This window comes from Pirellulales bacterium (assembly GCA_019636345.1).
Classification (GTDB): Bacteria; Planctomycetota; Planctomycetia; order Pirellulales; family Lacipirellulaceae.
The window spans coordinates 68,161-89,236 of the sequence record JAHBXQ010000008.1 but is presented as its reverse complement, the minus strand read 5'-3'; the positions used below and the strand labels follow the sequence as shown (position 1 = coordinate 89,236).

Here is a 21,076-nt window from a genome sequence, read left to right as displayed (position 1 = left end):
CACCTCACATCGAGGCCGCCGGGCCGGACATCCAGAGGACCCCAAATAACCCAAGTAAGAAGCGGCCTGCCGAGGCGATGCTCGACAGGCCGCGTGGTGGACCAGGGAGTTGGAAAGTGGGCCGTCGAGGCCCCGGGTCAGAACCCGATCGAGAAACTGACTCCGCTGCGGGGAGGATAGTACCGAGCCGGGCCGAAGCCGCCATACGGTCCGAACCCGCCGTAGTAGGGGGCGGGGCTGCCGTAGAACGAGTGAACCCGCGTGTAGCCGTAGCCGCCGCCGTAACCGCCTCCGTAGTAGGCGGCGCGGGGAGCGCCGTAACCGTACCCGCCGTGGTAGCCGTACCCTCCCGCGTGGCAGCCATGACCCGCTTCGGCCTTGGCGCCGGTCATGGCAAGCCCCGCGGTCGCCACAATCGCCAACAACAGTTTCTTCAGCATGGTTCTCTCTCCCGGGGCCGCGGCGGCCCGCTTGTGATCGCCCACGCGCGGTCGTTCCAGCGACGTGCAGAACTCTCGCGCGGCGAGCAGCTTCAGTGCACGGGGCATGCCAATCGCAGATCCGCCGAGCGCGCGTCGTGAATCCCGCGGCAATCTTCGCACCGCGAGCCAAGCGCGCCCGCGCAGAAGCTCCCGCACGCTTCGTCGAGGTGACGACATTCGTCGTCAATCATTGGGCGCACGTATTGGGCGCAAGCGCGGGCATTGGGCGCAAGCGCGGCGTCGACTCGCGCGATGCAATCACCACAATCGCGCGAGCCACCGCTCCATGTCGCGCGAGCGGAACGCGAAGAGCCGCTTGCCGACCTCCCGGGCGACGGCCTGTCGCTGGGCCCGAGCGTCCTCGGCCAGCTCGACGAGCCGGGCCGCGGCGGTCGCCTGATCGGCCTGCCGCCCCGCGTCGACGACGCGCACGGCAAGCACCGCCAAGTCGTGATCCTCGCCCAACGTTTCGCCGAGTTTCGTCGCCGCGCCGATCCACGGCTTCACCCCCCGCGGCCAGACGCGAACGACGAGTCGCAGGTGATAGCCGTGGTACTTCACCCCTTTGCGCCATTCGTGAAGCCGCTCGGGAGTCGGGTCGTCGAAGGCGACGTGCATCGCTTGCCGAGCAAGTCGATGCTGCTCGGCGAAGCCGCGCGCGACGGCTCGTTCGGCCTTGCCGCGCATGCGCCAGGCGGGGATTCGGTTCCGCAACTCGAGCATGTGCTGCCGGAACTGCTCGAGCGGCTCTCCGGCAGGCGACTCCGCCGCATGATTGGCGCCGGCCAAGGCCGCCCGGAGCGCGGCGACCGCATCGGGAGAGAATTCCTCAGCGGAATCGCCGACCAGCGCGTCGAACGCCGCCACGGCGACGGCGGCGTCGCGGGTCGTCGACAACAGCCGGGCGGCGTTGCGGATCGCCCGATTTTCGCGTTGATACGTTCGTCCCAGAGCGGGGCGAGCGAGCCTCAAGAGCCCGCGCAGCTTCTTGCATCGCTTGCGGACCTCGTGCACCGTGACTGCGGCGGAGAGTTGCGGATCGGCGATCTCGCCCAGTGCGCGGTCGACTTGTTCCAGCGCAATGCGGGACAATCCCGATGCGACGGGTTCGGCGGTCGCGAAACGATAACCCACGTTGTGCACTCTCAACGAGAAGCCGACGACGCCCGAGCGAACCGGGCTCGACGGACGGCCAGGACGCCTCCGGAAGGGTCGGCAGGCCGTCGGTTCATGATAAGCAGGACCAATGCGTCGTGGCCAGAGACTGCACAGCGGAGGTTGCGGAGATCGGCAACGACTCGGCCCACGGAAAAGCGGCTGTTTTGCCGAAAGGGCGATAGGAGGCCCGCGGGCGAGCGAATTACAATTTCCGCCAGGGCGGGCCGGGCAAAATCGGCGCCGCGAGGAAACAGCGAAAGGGTTCGAGAATGTTCGCCGTCGGGTTGTTGATCGTCGGATTGGTCGCGCTGACCCTCGGGGCGGAGGTGCTGGTTCGCGGCGCCTCGGGGATCGCCGCGGCCGCGCGGGTGTCGCCGCTGGTGATCGGGCTGACCGTCGTGGCGTTCGGCACGAGCGCGCCGGAGTTGGTCGTGTGTCTGCAGTCGTGCTTCACCGGCCAGCCGGACTTGGCGGTGGGGAACGCCGTGGGGAGCAACATCTTCAACGTGCTGTTCATCCTGGGGATCTCGGCGGTCATCGTGCCGCTGGTCGTCGCGCAGCAACTGATTTGGTTCGACGTGCCGTTGATGGTGCTGGCGTCGGCGGTCATGGGGGCGCTCGCCTGGGACGGTCGGCTGGGGCGCGGGGACGGCGTCCTGCTCTTCTCGGGTCTGCTGGCCTACACGGGGTGGGCGATCATCAAGAGTCGTCGCGAGGAGCAGGCGATCCGCGACGAGTACGCCGCCGAGTTCGGCGAGCCGGCGCCTGCGGCCCAGGCCAAGCTGCCGCTCAATCTCGTGCTGACGGTCGCCGGGTTGGGACTGCTGGTGCTCGGGTCGCGGTGGTTCACAGGGGGAGCGGCCGACGTGGCGCGGTGGTTCGGCGTGTCGGAACTGGTCATCGGGCTGACGGTCGTCGCCGTGGGAACGTCGCTGCCCGAGGTGGCGACCTCGATCATGGCCGCAGTGCGCGGGGAACGGGACATCGCGGTCGGCAACGTCGTGGGGAGCAACATGTTCAACCTGCTGGCCGTGCTGGGTCTGACCGCGACCGTGGCGCCGGAGGGGATCGCCGTCTCGCCCCAGGCGATCGCGCTGGACATCCCGGTGATGATCGTCGTGGCCGCTGCTTGCTTGCCGATCTTCTTCACGGGGCACGCGATCGAACGGTGGGAAGGGGCGCTGTTTCTCGGGGGGTACGCGGCGTACACGACCTATCTCGTGCTGGCGGCGAAGAACTCGTCGGCGCTGGCGGACTACCGGTACGCGATGCTGACGTTCGCGGCTCCGCTTGCGGGAATCGCCGTCCTGGCGAGCGTGGGCCTTGCGTTGCGCAAAGGCGCTCCGCGGGAAGCGTAGCGTCGCGTCCTGTCCGCCGCGCGGCGGAGTCAGGTCGTGAGCGGCGGGCTTTCGGCGCCGAGGGCGTCGCAGCTTTCCTCGGCCAGCGTCACGGCGTCGTCCGCGGGGAGCATCAACGCGCGGACTCGCACGCGGCGGATGACGCCCTTCTCCATGAACTCCTGTTCGAGCCGCCAGCGGGTGGCGATTCCGATCGCTTCGAGAGCGACCTCGGCCGGCGGAAAGTCGGCGCGCGGGGCAAGTTCGGCGAGCGACCAATTGCGCGTCGCCGGCACGATCGCCAGCGGGCGCGGTTGGTTGGCCACGATCGCCCGCTCGGAATGCGCCTGCGCCGGCACGAGACTGCTCACCGAGAACTGCGGGTGACACTCGAGCAATTCCGTCTGCACCGAGACGACGACTTCGAGCGCCAACCGGGCCCGCGGCTCGTCGACGACGCTCCAGTAGACCTCGACGGTAAACGGGCGCGCGGGCGTCGGGCCGTAAACGACCACCAGATCGCGTCCGCGGACGTAGGCATCGGCGATCGGCCAATCGGCGGCGGTCGTTTCATCGTCGCCCCCGACGCCGAGCAAGCGGTGCGCGACGAGATGACGATCGATGCACACGTTGGCGACGCCGCTGGCGGGTTCGGCGAGATTGACGGCGCCCTCGACGCCTTCGAGACGAAGTTCAGCGCGGCAGTCGACGAGTTTCCACATGGCAAGTCACTTGCGTTCGATCGAGCCGGTTGACCGCAGCCGACGCGGAAGGCGAGGTCGAGTACCGGCGAGGCGCTGATCCCGTGCGGGGCATCGGAAGTTCGGGTTTCGAAATTGTCTCGATGCCCGCGGATCGCGTTTCGCGCTCTGCGGCGCGTGCAGTCGGGATGCACGCACCCTATGCGAGATTGGCGCACAAAAAAACCCCGCCGAACGCCCGAGGGCGAATCGACGGGGCCGGAACAGAGAAGAGGCCGAAGCGTTTGTGGGGGGATAAAGAAGATCAGGCAGTCACGTTCACCGCGAGGCGAGCGATCAGGCTGAATAACGCCCTAGCCGATTTCTCCTCGTTCACCCATGATGATACTCGTTTGGAAGCCGAAGTCCAGCTTTTTGAGGCCCCCCCGGCCAGAAAGTTGCAGGCTTCTCGCGGCAGCACCGCTGCCACGAGCCGTTATTGCCTGACCGGCAAAGCTTTACGTCAACAGCGGCCGACCGGGCGGACGCCCCGAGCAGGGGCCGCCGCACCGCTCCGGCCCGATCGAAACCTCCTGCCCCCCCGCTGCGCCTCCCATGGATCGCCCCCTCGACTCGCTGTTGGACGTCTGCCTTGCCGCGGCCCGCGCCGGCGCCCGGGAGTTGGCGGCTCATGCGGCCACGTTCGGATTCCGCGAAAAGAACCCGGCCGACTTTGTCACCGACGCCGATCTTGCCTCTGAGCGGGCGATTCGCGACGCCGTGCTGGCCGCGTTCCCCGGCGACGGTTTTCTGGGCGAGGAGTCGGCCGATCGCAGCCAGTTGGACGAGCCGTACTGCTGGGTCGCCGACCCGCTGGACGGCACGACCAACTACGTCCACCGCAATCCGTGTTATGCGACCTCGGTGGCCGTGGCCCATCGGGGCGAACTGCTCGCGGGGGTCGTGCTCGACCCGACTCGCGAGGAATGCTTCGCTGCGGCGAAGGGCCAGGGGGCGACGCTGAACGGTCGGCCGATTCGGGTGAGTTCGGCGCCCGATTTGCGATCCGCCCTGGCGGCGGTGAGCCTGCCGTACGGCATCACGCGCGAGTCGCCCGACTTGGCGAGCTTCGTCGAGATGGCGATCCGCTGCCAAGCGATCCGTCGCACCGGCTCGGCGGCGCTCAACCTGGCGTACGTGGCGTGCGGACGATTCGACATCCATTGGGCGTACGAAATCCACCCGTGGGACGCCGCCGCCGGGGTGTTGTTGATTCAAGAGGCGGGGGGAATTGCCACCGGCTGCGACGGCAGGCCGTTCGTGTTGGCCGAGGCGGACTATATGACGGCGGCGACGGAGTCGCTGCACCGCGAGGCGCTCGAGGCGTTGCGGGGGGTGGGCTAAGCCGCCAGCGGGTGCGGCACGTTGCGTGGGTTGTTCCTCCAGGCGTTTGATTCGACAGTTCAATGGCACAGAAGTTTTCGAAGACGGACGTCAACTTTGTTCTCGACGCCTTGTTGTTGGCGGCGTTTATGGCGTTGTGCTGGGCGTCGGTCGTGGTGCGGTACGTGTTTCCGCCCGGGCCGAAGGCCGAGGGATGGACGCTGTGGGGCGGCGATTACCTCGTCTGGAGCGACATCCAGTTCGGCAGCTTGTGCGTGCTGGCGATGGGGGTGCTTGTGCACGTGATGCTCCACTGGAGCTGGGTCTGCGGCGTCGTCGCCAGCCGGACGTCGTCCAAGAAAAAGGGCGCCGGCAAAGCGGCCAACCGCGACGACGGCAGCCGCACCCTGTGGGGCGTCGGGCTGCTGATCGTCGTGTTCAACATCATCGGCCTGGGGGTCGCCGCGGCGGCGCTGACGATCACGGGGCCGGGGGGAGGGGGGTGATTGGCGATGGAACGTCGCCGCCGCCCTCTGCCGCAGCTGGCGGTCTCTCTTCCTTCTTCCGCCTTTGCCCCTTTTCCTCGGTCGCCAATCACTCGCCGTCCGCGGCCTCGCAGAGCGGGCACGGGGCCGTTGTCGCGCCGTCCGGCGGGGACAGTTGCGTCGCTCCGCGGGCGATCGTGATGGCGCCGGTGAGGACGACGCACCAAGCGGCGGCGTGGAACACGCGCTGCCGCGTGGCGATCGACAGCAGCGACGCCCCCGCTCCTGCGGCGATCATGAGCGGCATCGTTCCCAGCCCGAAGGCGAGCATCGTGAGGCCCCCCGCGAGCACGCTCCCCGTGCTGAGGGCCTTCAGCAGAAAGGCGTACACCAGGCCGCAGGGGATGAACCCCGTAAAGACGCCGGCCAGCAGCACGCCGGAGAGATGCGGCGCGGTGAGAAAACTCTTGAGCCCCGCCGCGGCGCCGCAGGGGACTCCCCCCAGCAGCTTCAAGGCCTTACGCGGCAAGATCCCGGCGGTCGCCAGCCCGACCAGCACGAGCGCCGCCCCGGCGACGATGCCGACCCACGCCTGCGACAAAACCACCGTGCGGTTGTTCTGGGCGAGCCACAAGCCGCCGAACCCTGCGGCGGCGCCGGCCGCGGCGTAGGTGAACAGCCGTCCCGCGCTGAACACGACTTGCCGCCGCAGGTTGTCCTTGGCCCCGCGCGCCCCGGCGCCCAGCGTGAGCGCAAGCGGCCCGCACATGCCGATGCAGTGGGCCGAGCCCAACAGCCCGCCGACGAAAATCAAGGGGAGCTCGATCATGGGCGCGGAAGGGCGCTGGCGGCGAGGTCGCCTGCAGCGCGCTGGGTTGCGGTTGGCGCCGCCGCCGGCGTCGTCGCCGGTCGGGATTCCGATTCGGCGGGCGTCGGGGACGCGGTCCACTGCGGCGGTTCGACGGGTTCCGGTTCGGGAAAGCGCGACAGGCGGAGCGAGTTGCCGATGACGATCAAGCTGCTGGCAGCCATCGCGAGGGCCGCCCACACGGGGGCGAGCTTGCCCGTGGCGGCAAGGGCCATCCCGCCGGCATTGTAGACGAACGCCCAGAACAGGTTCTGCCGGATCGTGCGGACGGTGCGCCGCGCCAGGGCGATCGCCCACGCGGCCCGGCGCAGGTCGTCCCCCAGCAGGCACACCCCCGCCGCGTCGCGCGACAGTTCGGCCCCGCACCCCAGGGCGATCCCCACGTCGGCGGCCGCCAGCGCGGGGGCGTCGTTGAGCCCGTCGCCGATCATCGCGACCGTTCCGTCGGGCTCGACGCCGGCCCGCAGTTCGGCCAGCGCCGCGACCTTCTGCTCGGGGAGCAACTCGGCGCGGACCGCGACGCCGAGGTCGTCGGCGATCCGCGCCGCGCGCGCGAAGCGATCGCCGGTGAGGACGATCGGATCGACGCCAAGCTGACGGAACTCGGTCAACGCGAGTCGCGTCGCGGGACGCAACTGTTCGTCGAACACAAGCACGCCCCGCACGTGCGAACCCCAGCCGAAGTAGGCGAGCGTCGCATCGCCGGCGTCGGCCTCGACAAGCGCCTCGATCAAGTCGTCGGGAACCGTCGCTCCCGCCTCGCGGGCAAGCCGCTCGTTGCCGAGCCACTCCTCGATGCGCCCCGTATCGTCCCGCAGCACCAAGCCGCGGCCGCCGAGGGTTTCGACGGCGAGGTCGGTCCGGAGCCCGGTTGCACCGCAACCGGCGGGCGCGTTTCGGTGCAACTCGCCCACGTAACCGACCGCGGCGCGCGACAGGGCGTGCGTCGACCCCGCGGCGAGCGCAGCGACGGTCTGCAGCGCGGCGACGCGATTCTCGCCGCGGCTCACCAGCGCCGTGCGGACGGTCGGCTCGCCGCTGGTGAGCGTGCCGGTCTTGTCGAGCGCCGCGGCACGGACGGTCGCCAGGCGCTCGAGCACCGCCCCGCTGCGAAACAGGGTCTGACCGCGGGCGGCGCGACCCAAGGCGGTCCAAACGGCCATCGGCGTCGCGAGTCCCAACGCACAGGGGCACGCGATGAGCGTCACGGCCAGCGCCGTCAGGATGCCGTAGTCGAGACCGTGGAGCCGCCCCTGCCACGTGCCGGCGACGACCACGATCACCGCCACCAACGGCACAAACCACGCGGCGATCGCGTCGGCGAGCCGCTGATGCCGGCCCTTGGCCCGGCGGGCGTCACGGACCAGCGCCAGCATCCGCGAGACGGTCTCCTCGCCGGCGGCGGCGGTGACCTCGATTCGCAGATCGCCGTCGACGTTGAGCGTGCCGCTGTAGACCGGGTCGCCGACGCGCTTGGCGGCGTAGCGGCTTTCGCCGGTGACAGTCTGCTCGTCGAACGCCGCGGCGCCGGCGACGATGCGGCCGTCGACGGCCAGCCGTTCGCCGGGGAGCGCCCGCAGCACGTCGCCGCGGCGAACTTCGGCGCGGGGGACCTCGCGCTGCTCGCCGTCAGCCAGTACGAGGCGGACCGCGTCGGGGAGCAGGCGGCTCAGTTCGTCGAGCGCGGCGCTGGTCTGCCGCTTGCCGCGGGCTTCGAGCAGCCGCCCCAGCGAGACGAACACCAGCACGACGCAGCCGGTCTCGAAGTACACGTGCCCCTCGCTGCGCAGCACGCTCACCACCGAGTATGCGTACGCCGCGGCGACCCCCAGCAGGATGAGCAGATCGGTGGTCACGGCCCGCCGGCGCATTGCATGCCACACCCCCGCGACAATCGGCTCGCCCAGCAAGAACAACACCGGCGCGGAGAACAGCAGCGACCCCCAGCGAAAGACGCTCCGCACGCTCTGGGCGAGCGGCGTTTGGAAGTCCTCGGCCCGGTAGAAGTCCTGGCTCCACAGGGCCATGCTGAACACCATGACGTTCATGGTGAAGAACACGCCCAACCCCAGGCGAAACAGCGGGCGGCGCGAATCCTCGTCGACCGTCGCGGCTTGCACATCGGAGGCGACGCGGCAGCCCGAGCAACAGTAATCGACGGCGTCCCCCTCGGCCGAGCCGCCGAGCGCCGGCGGCAAGGGCAAGCCGCAGAACGCGCAATACGCGGCGTCGTTCGGCGAGGAGGGAGAGGCGTTCACCGCAGAAACCCCAGGGGGCACGGAGCTCCAAAGATGCACAACCTGCCGTCGAGAAGCTGCTCCGTGTCCCCTGCGACCTCTGCGGCGACCGTCACGGAGGATCGGCGATTTCGACCGGCAGGATCGGGAACAGGTACTTGATGACGTACACGACCGCCAGCACCCAGAAACCCAGCCACAGCAACCGGACGTACCACGGAATGCGGTTGCCGACGTAATTGTGGAACCGGCTTTCGTCGACGGCGGAAGAATGCTCCACCGGCACGTTCTCAGCCGCGGTGTCGAGATAATCGCTCATGGCGTCCCAGGTCTCGGCGTAAAGGTCCGAACAACTCGCACATCCCCGCGAGCCGCGACGCACTTGGTCGCGGCGTCATTCGTTATTTCTTCTTCCCCAGCGTCACCGAGTCGGCGTAGTGAGCTTCGACGTGCCCCTCGTCGAGTTGCTCCTCGCGGTCGAGCATCGTCTGTTTGGGGCGCTCGATCTCGGTGAACATGCCGTTGGCTGCCGCCCAGAACAGCATGAGCAGGAAGCCGAACGTGGCCAACAGGTAATTGACGAGCGGCGTCACCGCGAACGCCCCCTCGCTGGATCCCGAATCCCACTGCCTCACGATCAGGACAAGCTCCCACAACTTGCCGCCAAATCCCCAGGCGCTCACTGCGATGACGAAGACGCCCATCACGGCGACGACGATGTTCTTCATGGCAAAACTCCGCGTGGAACGCATCAACCGCAGCACAAGGCGCCTGACAAGTCGACGTCCGACGACCTTACTCCAACGGATTGGCGATCTGCTCCTCGAGCGGCCGGTAACTTTCGTACAACGGGTAATCCTCCAGCCACGATCCGAGCCACTGGACGTAGGCGATCATCGCGAGGCCCCGTTCGTTGGGGGCGTCGGCGGACAGCTCGCGTTCCTTGGCCAGGGCGGGATATTTTTTGGCAATCGCGGCCCAGACCTTGGCGGCGTTCTTGGCGAGTTCCTCGTTCGTGGCGCCGAACTCGCTGCGGATCTCCGCGGCCAACTCGCCCGCCGCCGGGTCTTCGACCGCCAGCACGTCGAGTCGCCGCACCGCCGCCGGGGCTGAGAGCCCCTCGAAGAACCAGGGATACTTCGGCATCGGCGAGCGGGTCGAGACGGCCGGGGGATCGAAGAAGTGGACAGCGTGCCAGTCGTTGCCGCGGCGCCCCCCTTCGCGGCTTAGGTCGGGGCCGACCCGCCGCGTGCCCCACAGCACGGGACGCTGCAATTCGTTTTGGTACTCTTCGCTCCGCGAAACGGGCCCCCAACGGGTGCTCTCGTTCGACACGGGCCGAACGAACTGGCTGTGACAGTGCCAACACCCTTCGCCGACGTACACGTCGCGGGCGAGCAGCAGCGCCTTGGCGAGCGACTTCTCGTCCGCCTTGCCGAAGTGCTTCTGGAACGCCTCGGGGTAGCGGACGCTGAGGTCCTCCCACTGGTACAGGACGTTGGCGTTTTGCTTGGCCAGATCGGCGGCCGACTGCTCGGGCATGTCGCTGTACAGCAGAATGGGCACCAGCGCGTTCGACAGGAACGCGAACAAGAAGAATCCCAATCCGCCGATGAGCAGAATGCCGGATTTGCTTTCAAACATGACGTGCGATCGTTAGGGGCTTTGAACGAACTGGATTCGGCTCGTCCGCCAGAACCTCGCGCAAAGGCGCGACGGCGCACAGGGAGGAACGCGAATCAACAAGCGGCTTTCAACGTCGTGATTTGGGAATTGGGCGCCATGCGCCGTGGCAGAGGATGTTGGGACATGTCTTTGCGTCTTGGGACGAGCCGTTCGCGGCCGATCGGCCTTTCGCTCAGGTCGCGTACGCCGGGGTCGCGGCGGCCGGGTTCTTGCTCTTCCGCCAGGTCATCCACAAGTTGAACAAGAACACGACCTGACCGGCGATCATCGCCAGCCCCGCGAACAGGCGGACGATCCAGAATCCGATCACGCCGTCGACCGAATCCTGCCATGGCCGCAGCGAGACCCAATAGTAACCCTCGAACAACCCGGCGAGCGTGAGATCGAGGAACATCACGAAGATCCCGACCGCGCTCAGCCAGTAGTGCCACTCGCACAGGTTGCGGCTGTACCACGAGGTGCGCAGCAGCCGCGGCATCAGGTAAGTCATGATGCCGAAGAACCAGATGCTGAACACGCCGAACATGACGAGGTGAGCGTGGCCGACGACCCAGTCGCTGAAGTGGATCAGCTTCTGGAAGGTCTGGGTCACTTGCAGCGCGCATTGGGCGCAGGTGACGAAATACAACACCATGCCGGTGTAGAACCAGCGGATCGGCAGATTCGTGACGATCGCCCGGCCCGAACCCCACAACGTGCCGAAGAAATTGATCACCACCGTCATCACGACGAACTCGACGGCGATGGTCGAGACGATCGCCCCGTACTCCAGGAAGTCCGGAATCGGCGTAAAGAGGAAGTGGTGAATGCCTTGCAGCGGGTAAAAGAACGCCAGCCCCCAGAAACCCACGAGCGACAGGCCGTGGCTCCAGACCGGCTTCTTGAGCATGATCGGCACGAAGTAGTACATCATGCCGGTCGCCAGCGGCGTGACGAACAAACCCACGAGATCGTGAATGAACAGGCCTCCAACCGCCCCCGCCGAGGTGCCGGAGACGAAGTATTGCGGGACGAAGTTGCCCATCGCGTAGGTCAAGAACGTCCACACGAACGCCGCCATGTAGTACCACAGCGACACGTACATCGGGCCCTTCATCTGGATTATGGGGGCCATGAAGTTGATCGCCACCAGCGCCAGCCCGGCGAGCGCCAGCGGGTCGATCCACCAGGGCGTTTCGCCCCACTCGACCCCCTGGGCCTGCCCCATAAGGATCCCGCCGGCGGTCGCCAAGACGACGACCTGCCAAGCGAAGAAGATGAAGTACGACAACGCCCGGTTCAACACCGGCTTGAGCGTCAGCCGAGGGATCGACCAATGAAGCGACGCCAGAAAGCAGTTCGCCAGGAACCCGTACGCGACGGCGTTCGTGTGGATCATTCGCCATCGGCCGGGGGAGAGATATTCGCTCCCTTGCAACGGGTTCCACGAGACGAGCTGCAGCGCCATCAGCAGCCCCCCCGCGAACGAGACGAACAGATATCCCAGCCCGGCCAGAAAGTACCACAAGACGAGCCGCTCTTCGACCAAGTTGGCCGGGTCGATCGTCGGGAGTTCGCCCGTCGAGGAATGAGCTTTCGCTTCGGTCATGATTGCTCCGTCACCTGCTTGTATGCCACGTATTGTCCCAACGGATACACCAGGACCATCGTCCAGCCGAAGACGAGGTGAGTCGCCGCGGCGACCCACCAGGGGACGTAATTGACGATCAGATTCTCGGCGGAGGTTTTCGTCACGGCCGGCTGCAACCACGACAGAATGCCGTAGAAATTGATCGCCCAAATCGCCAGCGCCACGATCGTCGCGATCACGAACTTGGCGGCCAGCGACTTGCCTTCGCCCCACCGCACCAGCGCCAAGTACATGGGGACTCCCAGCAACATGCCCGTGCCCAGATACAAGCAGCACCCGATCGCCAGCATCAGGTTGCTTTGCGTCTCGGGGAGCGTAAAGGCTTGATCTCCCAACGGGAACGTCAAGTACGCCCGAATGATCTCCAGCGGCGGCCGCCCCGTCAGGGTCGAGCCAACGACGTTGAACAGCAAGCTCGCCATCGCGCCGAACACGCCCAGCAGAAACCCGGTCGTTGCGTAGTAGGCGGCGTAAAACCCCTTCGGCCGGAACGGCACGGGGCGCGATTCGTCGGCGATCTGCGATTCGAGCTGCGCGACGCGGGCCTGCAGCTCGGCGAGTTCCGTTCGTTTGGCGTCAGTCGCGTTCAAGGGAGCGGCTCCCAAGCGGGATAAGGGGTGGATCAGGCCAAAATCGCCACGCGGCGGGGCGAGCGCGTTGTCAGTTCGAACATGTTGCCTGCGTCAAAGCGCTACGACTCGGTCGTCTCCTCAGCGGCCGGCGTCTCCTCGCCCGCAGCCTCGGCGTCGTCGGCCGCCGGTTCCTCGCCGTCGTCAGCCGCCGCGCGATCCGCTTCGGCGGCCGCGGCGTCCTCCGTCTCCGCAGTCGCGGCAGCTTCGTCCTTTTCGGCCGACTCGACCTTGGGCTTCAACCGGCCGAGGCCCGTGAGGGTCGCCTCGACCGTCTCGCGACGGCGCTTCTCGCCGACGTCCTTGAGGAAGTGAACGATGTGCCAGATCCCGTCGGGATCGCTTTCGAACTCGACCCGCCGCGACGGCATCGGGGCGCCGTTGATCCCCACGAGCACGCGGCGATAGAGATCGATCGGCCGCCCCCCGCCGCGGAACATGCCCGAGGTGAGATCCGCGGCCGCGGCTTCGTAGCCCCAAGCGTCCTTGCCGACCTCGACGTTCCCCACGGAGCCGCCGCGACCGTCGTCGCCGTGACACTTGTTGCAACTGTATTTGACGAACAGCTCCTTGCCGTGGGCGATCGTCTCGGCGGACATCCGCGGCATGGGGGACAGGGGCATGACGACCTGCTCGCTCGCCCCGACCCACGGTTCGAGCAGTTCCGCGACGACCTCGTCGATTCCCTCGTCGTCGGGCAGCTCCTCGTCGTCGTAAGCAATCTGAGCGAGCCGCGATTCCAGGAGGCCCCGGAACGTGAGGGCGAAGACGTACTCGGCGACCGCCTCGAGATCTTCCTGCGAAAAGTCCTTGAAGGACGGCATCGACGTGCCGGTCACCCCCCGGCGCAGCGTGGCGACAATGTCGGCCTTGCGCGGCGGGACGCCGTTGTCGGTGGCGACGAACTTGAACACCCCCGCCGTATAGTTGCGCGGCCGGGGATTGAGATGGGCCGCCAGCGGGCCGTTGCCGTCGCCGTTCACGCCGTGGCACTGCGTGCAGTAATCGGCGTAGAGGACGTAGCCCCGCTTGAGCTGATCCTGGTCGACGTGGGGATTGCCGAGGACCTTGATCACATCGGACGTCCCGCAGCGCTCGGCCAAGACCTTGGCCACGTCTTGCTGCAGTTCGACCATGAGGTCGAAGTCTTCCTTCTCTTCCTTGGGATCGATTCCCTCGGTCAGCGCTGCGACTTGCCGACTCGCGGTGAACTCCGACGGCTCGGATTGCCGACACCCAGACGCGACAAGCGCCGCCAACACCAGAGCCGCGAACGGCGTGAGCCGAATCTGCATACGACGTCCTCGTGCAAACGTTCGCCGCAGGTCGGCTAAGAAGCCGCAAGCGACGAAGGAGCCAACGAAAGTGTGCGCCGCAAGCGAACGACGGGGAGAAGACTCGCCAGCCTCAACCAACCGCGGCGCCAAAACGAGCGATTGCCGGACCAGACGACGACTTCAGCGCAGCCTGCGAAGGGGTCGATCGTAAGAACCAAAAAAGCGAAAGGCAAGCGCTCGCGAAAAAAACGTGACAAGTCGTGGATTGAAACTCATCGCCGGCGGCGGGCCAATGGGCTCACTAGAAACGGCCAGCGCCGCACGCTGCGCACTTCAGTTGCGTGCGCTTCGACGATATGAGTGCCATCAGCGGAATCGCGACTGTGCGAATTGGCGCACTTACTGTGCGATCATCGGAGCTCGGACGGCAATCTCGAAACTGCCGGCGACGGTCATTCGACCTCCGCATCTGCAAATCGCTGAATGGAGAAATCCTCGCCTGTCGATTCGTAGTGGAAATCGCCGCCCGCGACCGGATCGACGGGAAGCTGCGACAAGAAGTCGGGAGCCAAATCAGAAAGTCTCGTCGGGCCGGCCCCACAGCCGACGGGGACGACGCTGGGCCGCTGCAAGATAACGCGAACCTCGGCGAGCGCCGGGGCGTTCGTCGCGACGACGCGCTGCAGCTCCGCGGCGTCCAAATCAAGCCCATTGCTGGCGGCAAGTTCAAGCCGTCCCGACAAGGCGATGAGCGCGTTGTCGGCGTTGTCGGACGGAACGGGAAGCATCTTGCTTGACGATCTCGTCAAGAGAACAACGCCAACGGCGATTGCTGCGACAACAAGCAGCGCTGCGACAAGCCTTCGCATTCGCCCAGCGCGGCCGCCCCCCACCCCCATCTCCCGAATCCGCGCCAGCATTCCCAGCCGCGTTAGAACGACATTCCCGGCAGTCAAATTCCCGCGGTCTATCAGGAGTTCGTGCGCACCGGTCTTCCGCGCGAAATGAATCAGATCTTGATGCGCAACGCGCTCGATCTGGCGACGCTGCTTGATCTGACCCTCCGGCTGGCCGGTCCGAAACGCAACAGGCGCGATCCGCTCGGCCGCGAGCGGGACTACTGCTCGACGGCTTCGAGTTCTTCGTCCATCGCTTCGTCGGCCTCGTACTCGCCGCCGAACTCGCCGCCAAACTCAGGCCCCGACATCTCGCCGTCGTCGCCAGCCTTCATCGCTTCGAGATCGATGTGCAGTTTCCAGCCGTCGGCCGATTTGCGGAACGCGATCGGCGCCGGCGGCTTGTCCGCGGCGACGATGGTGGCGGTCGCCTTGTCGCCGTCGATTTTCAGATCGGTCAGCTTGGCGGACGCGAGAGCGTCGATCATTTCCTGCGGGCTGGGGCCCGGGCCGTCGCCCATCGAGCTGAGCGCCTGGGCCATGTCGAGGATGAAGCCGGTCTTGTCGCTCAGCAACCCGGCGATTTTGGCCATCGCGGCTTCGTCTCCCATGCCCATCATGGGGTTGGTCTCCTCGCCGAGGCTCTTGAGCTTGTCCTCGTTGATCCCGTGCTTGTCCATCACCTTGGCGATGGCGGCGACGGCTTCCTTGGCCTTGGCGGCCTCCTCATCGCCCCCCATCGCGGCCGCCATGCCGGAGAAGGCCTGGATCATCGTCCCCGCCATGACCATGCCGGCCGCGACGATGTTTTGCGATTCGTCGGTCACGGAGTTCAAGGCGCCCTTGTAGTCCTTCTTGGCCAGCGAATCGCGGATCCCGTCGAAGCAGGCTTCGGGGGTGGCGTATCCGCCGCCGGAACCGCCCGAGCAGCCGGCGAACAGGACAAGGCAACAACACGCGACGGCGACCTGCGGACGTGTGCGGCGTAGCATGGCGGGGCTCCTGGACTCGAGAGTGGCAAGCAGCGGGCGGCGGCCGGGCGATCCGGCGACTCGCATGTGGTGAAACTAGCGAGTATTTCGCCGCGGCGTTACCCGTTCTTTGCCAAAAAAGCCAGGAATCGTACGCCCGGACTGGCGATTGGCGGATTCCCCGCCAGCGGAATCCCGCGCAGAGCCAGATCATGCGAGTCGCATGAACGCAAAACCGCGGCGTCGGAGGGTTCCGACGCCGCGGCTGGCGTGAATCAAACTTCCGGTCCGATTGCGACTGGGTGGAGTCGCTGGAAGAACGGCGCGCCTCGGACAGCGCTGCGCGCTGCCATGGTTCGTGACGGGCCGATCCGAATTATTGGTCCTCCCGACGGAATCTTGACCAGGAAGTTTGGCTTGGGTGCGCCCGTCGCTCGGCCAAAGCCAGGGCGACAAGCGCGGGGTGGATTGTTCGCAGCACAACGGCCGCGGTCAAATGCTTGCTGTCGGTCGCAAACGTGGTATCGGTTTGGCAACCGCATCGGCGTGAGCCGATTTCACCGCGGACGCTTTCGCTCGCGGGGACGCGGACGATACCTCCTAATTCTAGTTCACGAAAGGGGCAAATCGAATGAATTCCGGTCGAGCAAAAGACATGCCGGACGGACGGGGAGCAGGGGGACTATGGGGACGAAAGGACAGCGGGGCAGTCGGCCTTTGGGACCTCGTGTCGACGGCACAACGGCGCCTCGCCAAAGAAAGACGGGTAACACATGGTCCCTCGCCTCACGGTCAACTTGTTCCGTCGTCCCATGATCGCACTGGCCCGGGCTTCTCGTCTCAAGAATCGCCCCAAACCGCCCTTGCCGACCGAGGCGGAACGCCCTACAAGCCCCTGCGGACCCGTACCTTTCGTTGGGGAGAATTGAAATGACGCCAATCGCCGCCGCGAGTCGATTCGCCGTTCGGCCTGCCATCACCGCTGCGGTCGTGGCGCTGGCCCTGTTGGCAGGAACGCGGTTGGCGGCTCTGCAGCCGGTGACTCCGGCGACCATCGGGCGCACGACGGGCGAGAACGGTCGCCAAGTGCAACTGCGCGACCAGTTGCGCGTGGGACTCAAGGCGACGACGCAAGCCGACATTGAGTTCATCAATTTGGTCGTGCTGCGCGTCGAGCAGGGGGTCCTGCCGCGCAAGCTGGTCGACAGCACGTTCCTCTGGGCTCGCAACCGGTACATCACGCGGCCCGGCAGCCATCGCCTGCGGCCGATGGTCTACTTCCAGCCGGCGCTGACGCTGCGTGCAAAGCAGTTGGGCATTTCGTTATAGTCGGCGACGGCCATGCCGTCGCGGCGGCCGGCCGGCCGGGACTCGGCCGTTGAGCGGCCATGCGGCCGGCGCGCAGCGTGCCGGTCATCAACGTCACGGTGACGACCAGCAGCCAGCCGGCGCGGCGGATCCCCCGCGGTTCGAGCTCGCCCAGCGCGAGTCCGGCAAGCACTTGCGTGAAGTAAAGGGCCGCCGCCACCCCCGCTGCGAAGCAAACCGCGGCCAGCGGATCGCCCCCCATCGCGGCCGTGCGGATCGCGGGCGTGACGCCGACGAGCACCCACGCCCCGACCGGCAACTGCAAGACCGTGGGCACGAGGGCCCACATCGCCAGCCCGCGCGCCGTGCGGACGCGGCCGTCCGCGGTGGGAAGTTCGGCCAGCTTCGATTCGCGGCGAAAGGTCGCCAAGGCTGCGAGCGCCGGCACGACCAGCGACGCCAAGACGACGTGGGCCGACAGCGACATCGGCTCGCTGCCGCCCATAAGCTGCAGGAGTTGCTTCCGGTCGATCACGCCGCGGGGCCCCCAGGTCGGGTCGACGGCCATCCGGCCGATCACCGCGAGCCACGGGAGAAAGTGGTAGAGCAGATTCGTCGACGCCACGAGCGCCATCAGCCACGCGGCGACGGCGTGCCGACGAAACCACCCGCGCCACGCGAGCATCGCGAGGATGCAGGCCGCGGAGAAAAGGAGTTCGAGCCCGGCCCACATGTAGGCCTTCGCGGGAAATCGTCCGAACGCTTCCCGCAGCCCCAGCCCCGGCAAGAGCAACGTGACGCCTCCCAGCAGCGAGCCAATCGCCAGAGTCGCGAGCGACCAGCGCAGAAGCCGAGCGCCCAAGTTGGCATCGGCCTCGGAGCGTCCCAAGAGCCACGCCGCCACGAGCGGTCCGCCGCTGGCCAAATTGACGGCCAACAAATGGGCCGCCAACAGCAGGCTCGATGCAAACCACAAGCTCATCGACGACGGTCGCAGGGGGCGAAAACCAAGATTGTATCCGGCCCGTCGCCCTCGGTGGAGGCGCAAATCGGCTCGGCCGCCAAGCCCCTCAAACCTCGCTACCTCTTCGCCGTCCGATAGGTCTCGTTGTCGACCTTGTCGTAGTTGGCGATGAACCGCTGGGCTTCGTCGATCCTGGTCCGGTCCTCGCGCGACAACCGCCAGGAAAAGAGGTGGGCGGCTCGGACTTGCGAGTCCTCGTCCTTGCCAAGCGTGCGGCGGATTTCAACGGGGATGACGCCGTGCTTCTCGAGCGCTTCGTTGAGCGCCAGCCGCGGCCCCGGGGGGAGCGAGCCGTACACCATGGCGTTGAGCTTGGCGTAAGCGTCGGTGAAATCGCGATATCGGATCAGCGCCGCAGCGTCCTCGACCGGCACGGTGGCGACCTGGTAGGTCCACTCTTTGCTGGCGAGGGTGAGCTGACCAAAGTCGCGCTGGAACGTCACGTCGAACTTCGGCGCGGCCGAGAACTTCATCAGTTTGTCGTCCTGCGTCGCCGCCCACGAGTTGATTTTGTCGAACAACGCGTTGAGGCGATCGACCGGCACGTCGGTGCGGCGCTTCGTCTGGCCGTCGAGGAGGATGAACTGCCCGGGACGATCCTCGTTGCCGCGACGATAGACGACCACCTGCGGCGGCGAGTCGGAGAAGTCGTACACCGCCCCTTTCTCGAAGAGCGTCACCGAGGTGCTGGTCGGCTCGGGCTGGGAGCCGACGAACACTTCGGTCTCGACGCGAAACTCCTGCGCCGCGACGGGCGAGGGTCCGACGAGCTTCATGAGGATGACGGCTGACATGACAAACAAACTGGGACGGAGCATGGCAGGTCTCGCTTTCGTTCGGCGGCGCGTGCGCGAATCGACGGGGGGCGAGAATAGTGATTGTTCGCGATCGCGTATACGGCGATCGCGAACGCGCGGCGGCGATGCATGCACGCGCTTGCTAGCAGTCGCCGGGGGGGAGACAAGCTGACCCGTGCGCAGAGATCCGCGAGCCGCCGCAACGAGAGACGACCGCACGCAGCGTCGTCCGACAAAACGAACAACCCCGGCCGATCGCGCCCGCGGGGCCTGTCGCCGCAGGAACGGGACAAGCCTCGGGGGTCGCAACCGGCCGGGGCGAAACTTCAAGCAAACGTCGTTTCGGGTCTATTCGGCCGCAGCCAAGGCCGCGGCGTCCTCGACGGCGACCAGCGGGGCGAGCGTCGTCGGCACATTGCGTCCGGCGATCAGGCCCCGACAGGACGGCGCTCCGCAGCAACATTCGAAGCTGCGGAAGAGGACGTCCTCGGTCTCGTCGTAGTCCATGGTGAGCAGATCGCCGGGGGCGATGTCGCGCACCGCGTAAAACCTTCGCGTCTTGACGTCGAGTCGCGAGTTGGGTTCGCAGCTGTGGAGCACCTTGCCGGCGACCCAGGGATCGTGCAGATGCCGCCCCGGCCCCATTTGCAGGGTGTGTTGCGTGATTTCGCGTTTGGGGATCCCGTTCATGCGGAACAGGGGCTCTCCGGCGGAGAACCTCCGTTGTGCAATCACCCCTTCACCCCGCTCGGCGTCGATCCGTGCCACCTCAAAATCGCCGACGACAGGTTCGCCGGAGATCACGGGCAGAAAGTCGGGATAGAGTCTCATTTGCGGTACATCACCTCGCAATCCACGGAAGTCGGAAGCAGGAATTCGTCGAGCACGCGCCGGACGGTCTCTTCCTTGAAACTCTTGCAACTGAACACGTCGAGATACATGTCGCGGTGAGCGTCGTTGGTGTGAATGACGATCGCGCTGGTCTCGATCAGTTGGACGCCGGAAATCCCGGTCTCGATGCCGCCGCCGAACCGCGCCACGAGCGGCTCGCCGTAGCGCACCATGTCGATTTCGTCCGCCATGACTTTCAAAAACTCGCTCATCCGTTCGATCGACAGGATCGCCTCGTTGCACCCCAGGCAGGTGGCGATCAGGTGCTGACCGTAGTGCGGCCGACCGTTGTGGATGATGCGACGATACTCAGCAAGCGCAGCAGTCGACACAGGACTCCTCCAAGGGGGGGAAGCAGCTCAAGAGAGCCGAAATTGCGTCCGGCAGATTTCGGTAGGCGGGTAGCCGTCAGAGAACGGCTATGAGCGGATGCCGAAGGCGCCGAACATTCCGGTCCAGGAACCGAAGGCGGCCGCCTTTTGTGCTCCGTCGCCGTCGCGTCAGGCGAGGCGTGCGGGCACGACGGAGATCGTTGAAGATCGCGAAGAAGTTTACGAACGAGCCGCCGCGGGAGTCAATGGCGATGGCGCCTGTTTGGGCCTATTTTTACCGAATCGGATCGCTGTCGATTGTTCAGAATGTGGTCAATTCCGCGACGCGTTTTCTGAACGTTCAAACGGCGGCCGAGGTCGAGGTCTGCGCCGCCCCCAGACGAGCGACGTCGCGTTCCCGAGGGCTCCAATCGCTGCGACCGCGAGCGGCTTGATCCGGCGAGCGGAGCGGCGCTCACTGGCCCGGCGCGGCTTGCACGACGGGAGGACAGAACATCCGTCGCGCCAGTGCCCGGCCCGCTTGATAGACGAGCAGTCCGAGCACGATCCCCAACACATCGGCCAGCCAGTCGTGAACGTCGCAATCGCGACCCACGGGCGTCTGCAGCACCTCGTCGAGGATTCCATACAGCGTCCCGGCGAGCCACACCGCGAAGAAGTGCTTCGGTTCGAGCCGCCCGATCGTCAGTTCCCAACCCAGCAGCGTCAACACCGTCAGCATCAAGTAGGCGCCGAGGTGGATGACCTTGTCGCTTAGCGAGAAGCCGCCGGTCGAGACGTCCGGCCAGTGGGTCGCGGTGGCGAGAACCAGAAAGTAAGCGACGGCCAGCGTGCGGGCGCGAACCGCGTAACGCCGCCAGCGAGGGTCGTCGGAAGTCGGCTCGGTCATGACGGATGTTCGGGGTTCTCAGTCGTGCGGCCGACCGGCGAGGCGACGGCGCCGGTGCTGGCGCCGCTGCGTTTGCAGGTATCGCGACCTATTCGATTGTAGTTGAGAAGCGAGTA

At 66.5% G+C, this 21,076-nt stretch carries 22 protein-coding genes; 4 read left to right on the top strand and 18 right to left on the bottom strand.

Annotated features, from left to right (window positions below; translation table 11 throughout):
- Nucleotides 1–137 precede the first annotated feature (137 nt).
- Entirely contained in the window at nt 138–548 is a 411-nt protein-coding gene (locus KF688_16925; protein MBX3427365.1) for a hypothetical protein, read from the bottom strand.
- Between the two features lie 192 nt (nt 549–740).
- A complete protein-coding gene (locus KF688_16920) occupies nt 741–1,616 on the bottom strand; it encodes a CHAD domain-containing protein (GenBank protein MBX3427364.1) in 876 nt (291 codons plus the stop codon).
- Nucleotides 1,617–1,909: 293 nt separating this feature from the next.
- On the opposite strand from KF688_16920, the gene KF688_16915 reads away from it, so the two are divergent.
- Nucleotides 1,910–2,998 carry a calcium/sodium antiporter gene (locus KF688_16915; GenBank protein ID MBX3427363.1) on the top strand — a complete coding sequence of 363 codons (1,089 nt, stop codon included), beginning with the start codon at nt 1,910–1,912 and terminating at the stop codon, nt 2,996–2,998.
- Nucleotides 2,999–3,027: 29 nt separating this feature from the next.
- On the opposite strand, the gene KF688_16910 is transcribed toward KF688_16915, so the two are convergent.
- On the bottom strand, nt 3,028–3,699 hold the full coding sequence (locus KF688_16910) for a hypothetical protein (protein ID MBX3427362.1): 672 nt from the start codon (nt 3,697–3,699) through the stop codon (nt 3,028–3,030).
- A 573-nt stretch (nt 3,700–4,272) separates the two neighbouring features.
- Between KF688_16910 and KF688_16905 the strand changes: the two genes are divergently transcribed.
- Nucleotides 4,273–5,061 carry an inositol monophosphatase gene (locus KF688_16905; GenBank protein ID MBX3427361.1) on the top strand — a complete coding sequence of 263 codons (789 nt, stop codon included), beginning with the start codon at nt 4,273–4,275 and terminating at the stop codon, nt 5,059–5,061.
- A 62-nt stretch (nt 5,062–5,123) separates the two neighbouring features.
- Entirely contained in the window at nt 5,124–5,546 is a 423-nt protein-coding gene (locus tag KF688_16900) for a DUF4405 domain-containing protein (protein ID MBX3427360.1), read from the top strand.
- A gap of 88 nt (nt 5,547–5,634) precedes the next feature.
- Here the strand turns inward: KF688_16900 and KF688_16895 are convergent, their stop codons facing one another.
- From KF688_16895 to KF688_16850, 10 genes are all read right to left on the bottom strand, one after another.
- Complete coding sequence (locus KF688_16895) at nt 5,635–6,354, bottom strand: sulfite exporter TauE/SafE family protein (protein ID MBX3427359.1); 720 nt, start codon at nt 6,352–6,354, stop codon at nt 5,635–5,637.
- The gene (locus KF688_16890; protein MBX3427358.1) at nt 6,351–8,651 is read right to left on the bottom strand and encodes a cation-translocating P-type ATPase; all 2,301 of its coding nucleotides are present in this window, start codon (nt 8,649–8,651) and stop codon (nt 6,351–6,353) included. The genes KF688_16895 and KF688_16890 overlap by 4 nt, the downstream gene beginning before the upstream one ends.
- Before the next feature lie 91 nt (nt 8,652–8,742).
- The gene (locus tag KF688_16885) at nt 8,743–8,949 is read right to left on the bottom strand and encodes a hypothetical protein (protein MBX3427357.1); all 207 of its coding nucleotides are present in this window, start codon (nt 8,947–8,949) and stop codon (nt 8,743–8,745) included.
- A gap of 82 nt (nt 8,950–9,031) precedes the next feature.
- Nucleotides 9,032–9,358, bottom strand: a complete 327-nt coding sequence (locus KF688_16880) for a hypothetical protein (protein MBX3427356.1) — start codon at nt 9,356–9,358, stop codon at nt 9,032–9,034.
- 67 nt (nt 9,359–9,425) lie between these two features.
- Nucleotides 9,426–10,274 carry a cbb3-type cytochrome c oxidase subunit II gene (locus KF688_16875; GenBank protein ID MBX3427355.1) on the bottom strand — a complete coding sequence of 283 codons (849 nt, stop codon included), beginning with the start codon at nt 10,272–10,274 and terminating at the stop codon, nt 9,426–9,428.
- 214 nt (nt 10,275–10,488) lie between these two features.
- Complete coding sequence (locus KF688_16870) at nt 10,489–11,904, bottom strand: cbb3-type cytochrome c oxidase subunit I (protein ID MBX3427354.1); 1,416 nt, start codon at nt 11,902–11,904, stop codon at nt 10,489–10,491.
- A complete protein-coding gene (locus tag KF688_16865) occupies nt 11,901–12,536 on the bottom strand; it encodes a hypothetical protein (GenBank protein ID MBX3427353.1) in 636 nt (211 codons plus the stop codon). The genes KF688_16870 and KF688_16865 overlap by 4 nt, the downstream gene beginning before the upstream one ends.
- Nucleotides 12,537–12,637: 101 nt before the next feature.
- Entirely contained in the window at nt 12,638–13,870 is a 1,233-nt protein-coding gene (locus KF688_16860) for a c-type cytochrome (protein ID MBX3427352.1), read from the bottom strand.
- A gap of 434 nt (nt 13,871–14,304) precedes the next feature.
- The gene (locus KF688_16855; protein ID MBX3427351.1) at nt 14,305–14,640 is read right to left on the bottom strand and encodes a hypothetical protein; all 336 of its coding nucleotides are present in this window, start codon (nt 14,638–14,640) and stop codon (nt 14,305–14,307) included.
- Between the two features lie 329 nt (nt 14,641–14,969).
- Nucleotides 14,970–15,740 carry a hypothetical protein gene (locus tag KF688_16850; GenBank protein ID MBX3427350.1) on the bottom strand — a complete coding sequence of 257 codons (771 nt, stop codon included), beginning with the start codon at nt 15,738–15,740 and terminating at the stop codon, nt 14,970–14,972.
- A gap of 909 nt (nt 15,741–16,649) precedes the next feature.
- Between KF688_16850 and KF688_16845 the strand changes: the two genes are divergently transcribed.
- Nucleotides 16,650–17,048 (top strand): hypothetical protein, encoded by a 399-nt coding sequence (locus KF688_16845; GenBank protein ID MBX3427349.1) that lies wholly within the window; start codon nt 16,650–16,652, stop codon nt 17,046–17,048.
- Here the strand turns inward: KF688_16845 and KF688_16840 are convergent.
- The 5 genes from KF688_16840 to KF688_16820 all read right to left on the bottom strand — a co-directional run bounded on the left by KF688_16840 (nt 16,957) and on the right by KF688_16820 (nt 20,960).
- Nucleotides 16,957–18,009: a hypothetical protein gene (locus KF688_16840; protein MBX3427348.1), complete on the bottom strand. Its 1,053-nt coding sequence runs from the start codon at nt 18,007–18,009 to the stop codon at nt 16,957–16,959. The two genes, KF688_16845 and KF688_16840, sit on opposite strands and share 92 nt — an antisense overlap.
- A gap of 98 nt (nt 18,010–18,107) precedes the next feature.
- Nucleotides 18,108–18,845 (bottom strand): hypothetical protein, encoded by a 738-nt coding sequence (locus KF688_16835; GenBank protein ID MBX3427347.1) that lies wholly within the window; start codon nt 18,843–18,845, stop codon nt 18,108–18,110.
- A 351-nt stretch (nt 18,846–19,196) separates the two neighbouring features.
- Complete coding sequence (locus KF688_16830; GenBank protein ID MBX3427346.1) at nt 19,197–19,679, bottom strand: SET domain-containing protein; 483 nt, start codon at nt 19,677–19,679, stop codon at nt 19,197–19,199.
- The gene (locus KF688_16825; protein MBX3427345.1) at nt 19,676–20,071 is read right to left on the bottom strand and encodes an S-adenosylmethionine decarboxylase; all 396 of its coding nucleotides are present in this window, start codon (nt 20,069–20,071) and stop codon (nt 19,676–19,678) included. Before KF688_16825 ends, KF688_16830 begins: the two co-directional genes overlap by 4 nt.
- 454 nt (nt 20,072–20,525) lie before the next feature.
- Nucleotides 20,526–20,960, bottom strand: coding sequence for a VanZ family protein (locus tag KF688_16820; GenBank protein MBX3427344.1), 435 nt, complete (start codon nt 20,958–20,960; stop codon nt 20,526–20,528).
- Between the last annotated feature and the right edge of the window lie 116 nt (nt 20,961–21,076).

Bases quoted from the DNA above. Each gene is read 5' to 3' on its own strand.
- KF688_16925 (MBX3427365.1), bottom strand. From the start codon at position 548: ATGCCCCGTGCACTGAAGCTGCTCGCCGCGCGAGAGTTCTGCACGTCG.
- KF688_16915 (MBX3427363.1), top strand. From the start codon at position 1,910: ATGTTCGCCGTCGGGTTGTTGATCGTCGGATTGGTCGCGCTGACCCTC.
- KF688_16910 (MBX3427362.1), bottom strand. From the start codon at position 3,699: ATGTGGAAACTCGTCGACTGCCGCGCTGAACTTCGTCTCGAAGGCGTC.
- KF688_16905 (MBX3427361.1), top strand. From the start codon at position 4,273: ATGGATCGCCCCCTCGACTCGCTGTTGGACGTCTGCCTTGCCGCGGCC.
- KF688_16900 (MBX3427360.1), top strand. From the start codon at position 5,124: ATGGCACAGAAGTTTTCGAAGACGGACGTCAACTTTGTTCTCGACGCC.
- KF688_16895 (MBX3427359.1), bottom strand. From the start codon at position 6,354: ATGATCGAGCTCCCCTTGATTTTCGTCGGCGGGCTGTTGGGCTCGGCC.
- KF688_16885 (MBX3427357.1), bottom strand. From the start codon at position 8,949: ATGAGCGATTATCTCGACACCGCGGCTGAGAACGTGCCGGTGGAGCAT.
- KF688_16880 (MBX3427356.1), bottom strand. From the start codon at position 9,358: ATGAAGAACATCGTCGTCGCCGTGATGGGCGTCTTCGTCATCGCAGTG.
- KF688_16875 (MBX3427355.1), bottom strand. From the start codon at position 10,274: ATGTTTGAAAGCAAATCCGGCATTCTGCTCATCGGCGGATTGGGATTC.
- KF688_16870 (MBX3427354.1), bottom strand. From the start codon at position 11,904: ATGACCGAAGCGAAAGCTCATTCCTCGACGGGCGAACTCCCGACGATC.
- KF688_16860 (MBX3427352.1), bottom strand. From the start codon at position 13,870: ATGCAGATTCGGCTCACGCCGTTCGCGGCTCTGGTGTTGGCGGCGCTT.
- KF688_16855 (MBX3427351.1), bottom strand. From the start codon at position 14,640: ATGCTTCCCGTTCCGTCCGACAACGCCGACAACGCGCTCATCGCCTTG.
- KF688_16850 (MBX3427350.1), bottom strand. From the start codon at position 15,740: ATGCTACGCCGCACACGTCCGCAGGTCGCCGTCGCGTGTTGTTGCCTT.
- KF688_16845 (MBX3427349.1), top strand. From the start codon at position 16,650: ATGACGCCAATCGCCGCCGCGAGTCGATTCGCCGTTCGGCCTGCCATC.
- KF688_16840 (MBX3427348.1), bottom strand. From the start codon at position 18,009: ATGAGCTTGTGGTTTGCATCGAGCCTGCTGTTGGCGGCCCATTTGTTG.
- KF688_16835 (MBX3427347.1), bottom strand. From the start codon at position 18,845: ATGTCAGCCGTCATCCTCATGAAGCTCGTCGGACCCTCGCCCGTCGCG.
- KF688_16830 (MBX3427346.1), bottom strand. From the start codon at position 19,679: ATGAGACTCTATCCCGACTTTCTGCCCGTGATCTCCGGCGAACCTGTC.
- KF688_16820 (MBX3427344.1), bottom strand. From the start codon at position 20,960: ATGACCGAGCCGACTTCCGACGACCCTCGCTGGCGGCGTTACGCGGTT.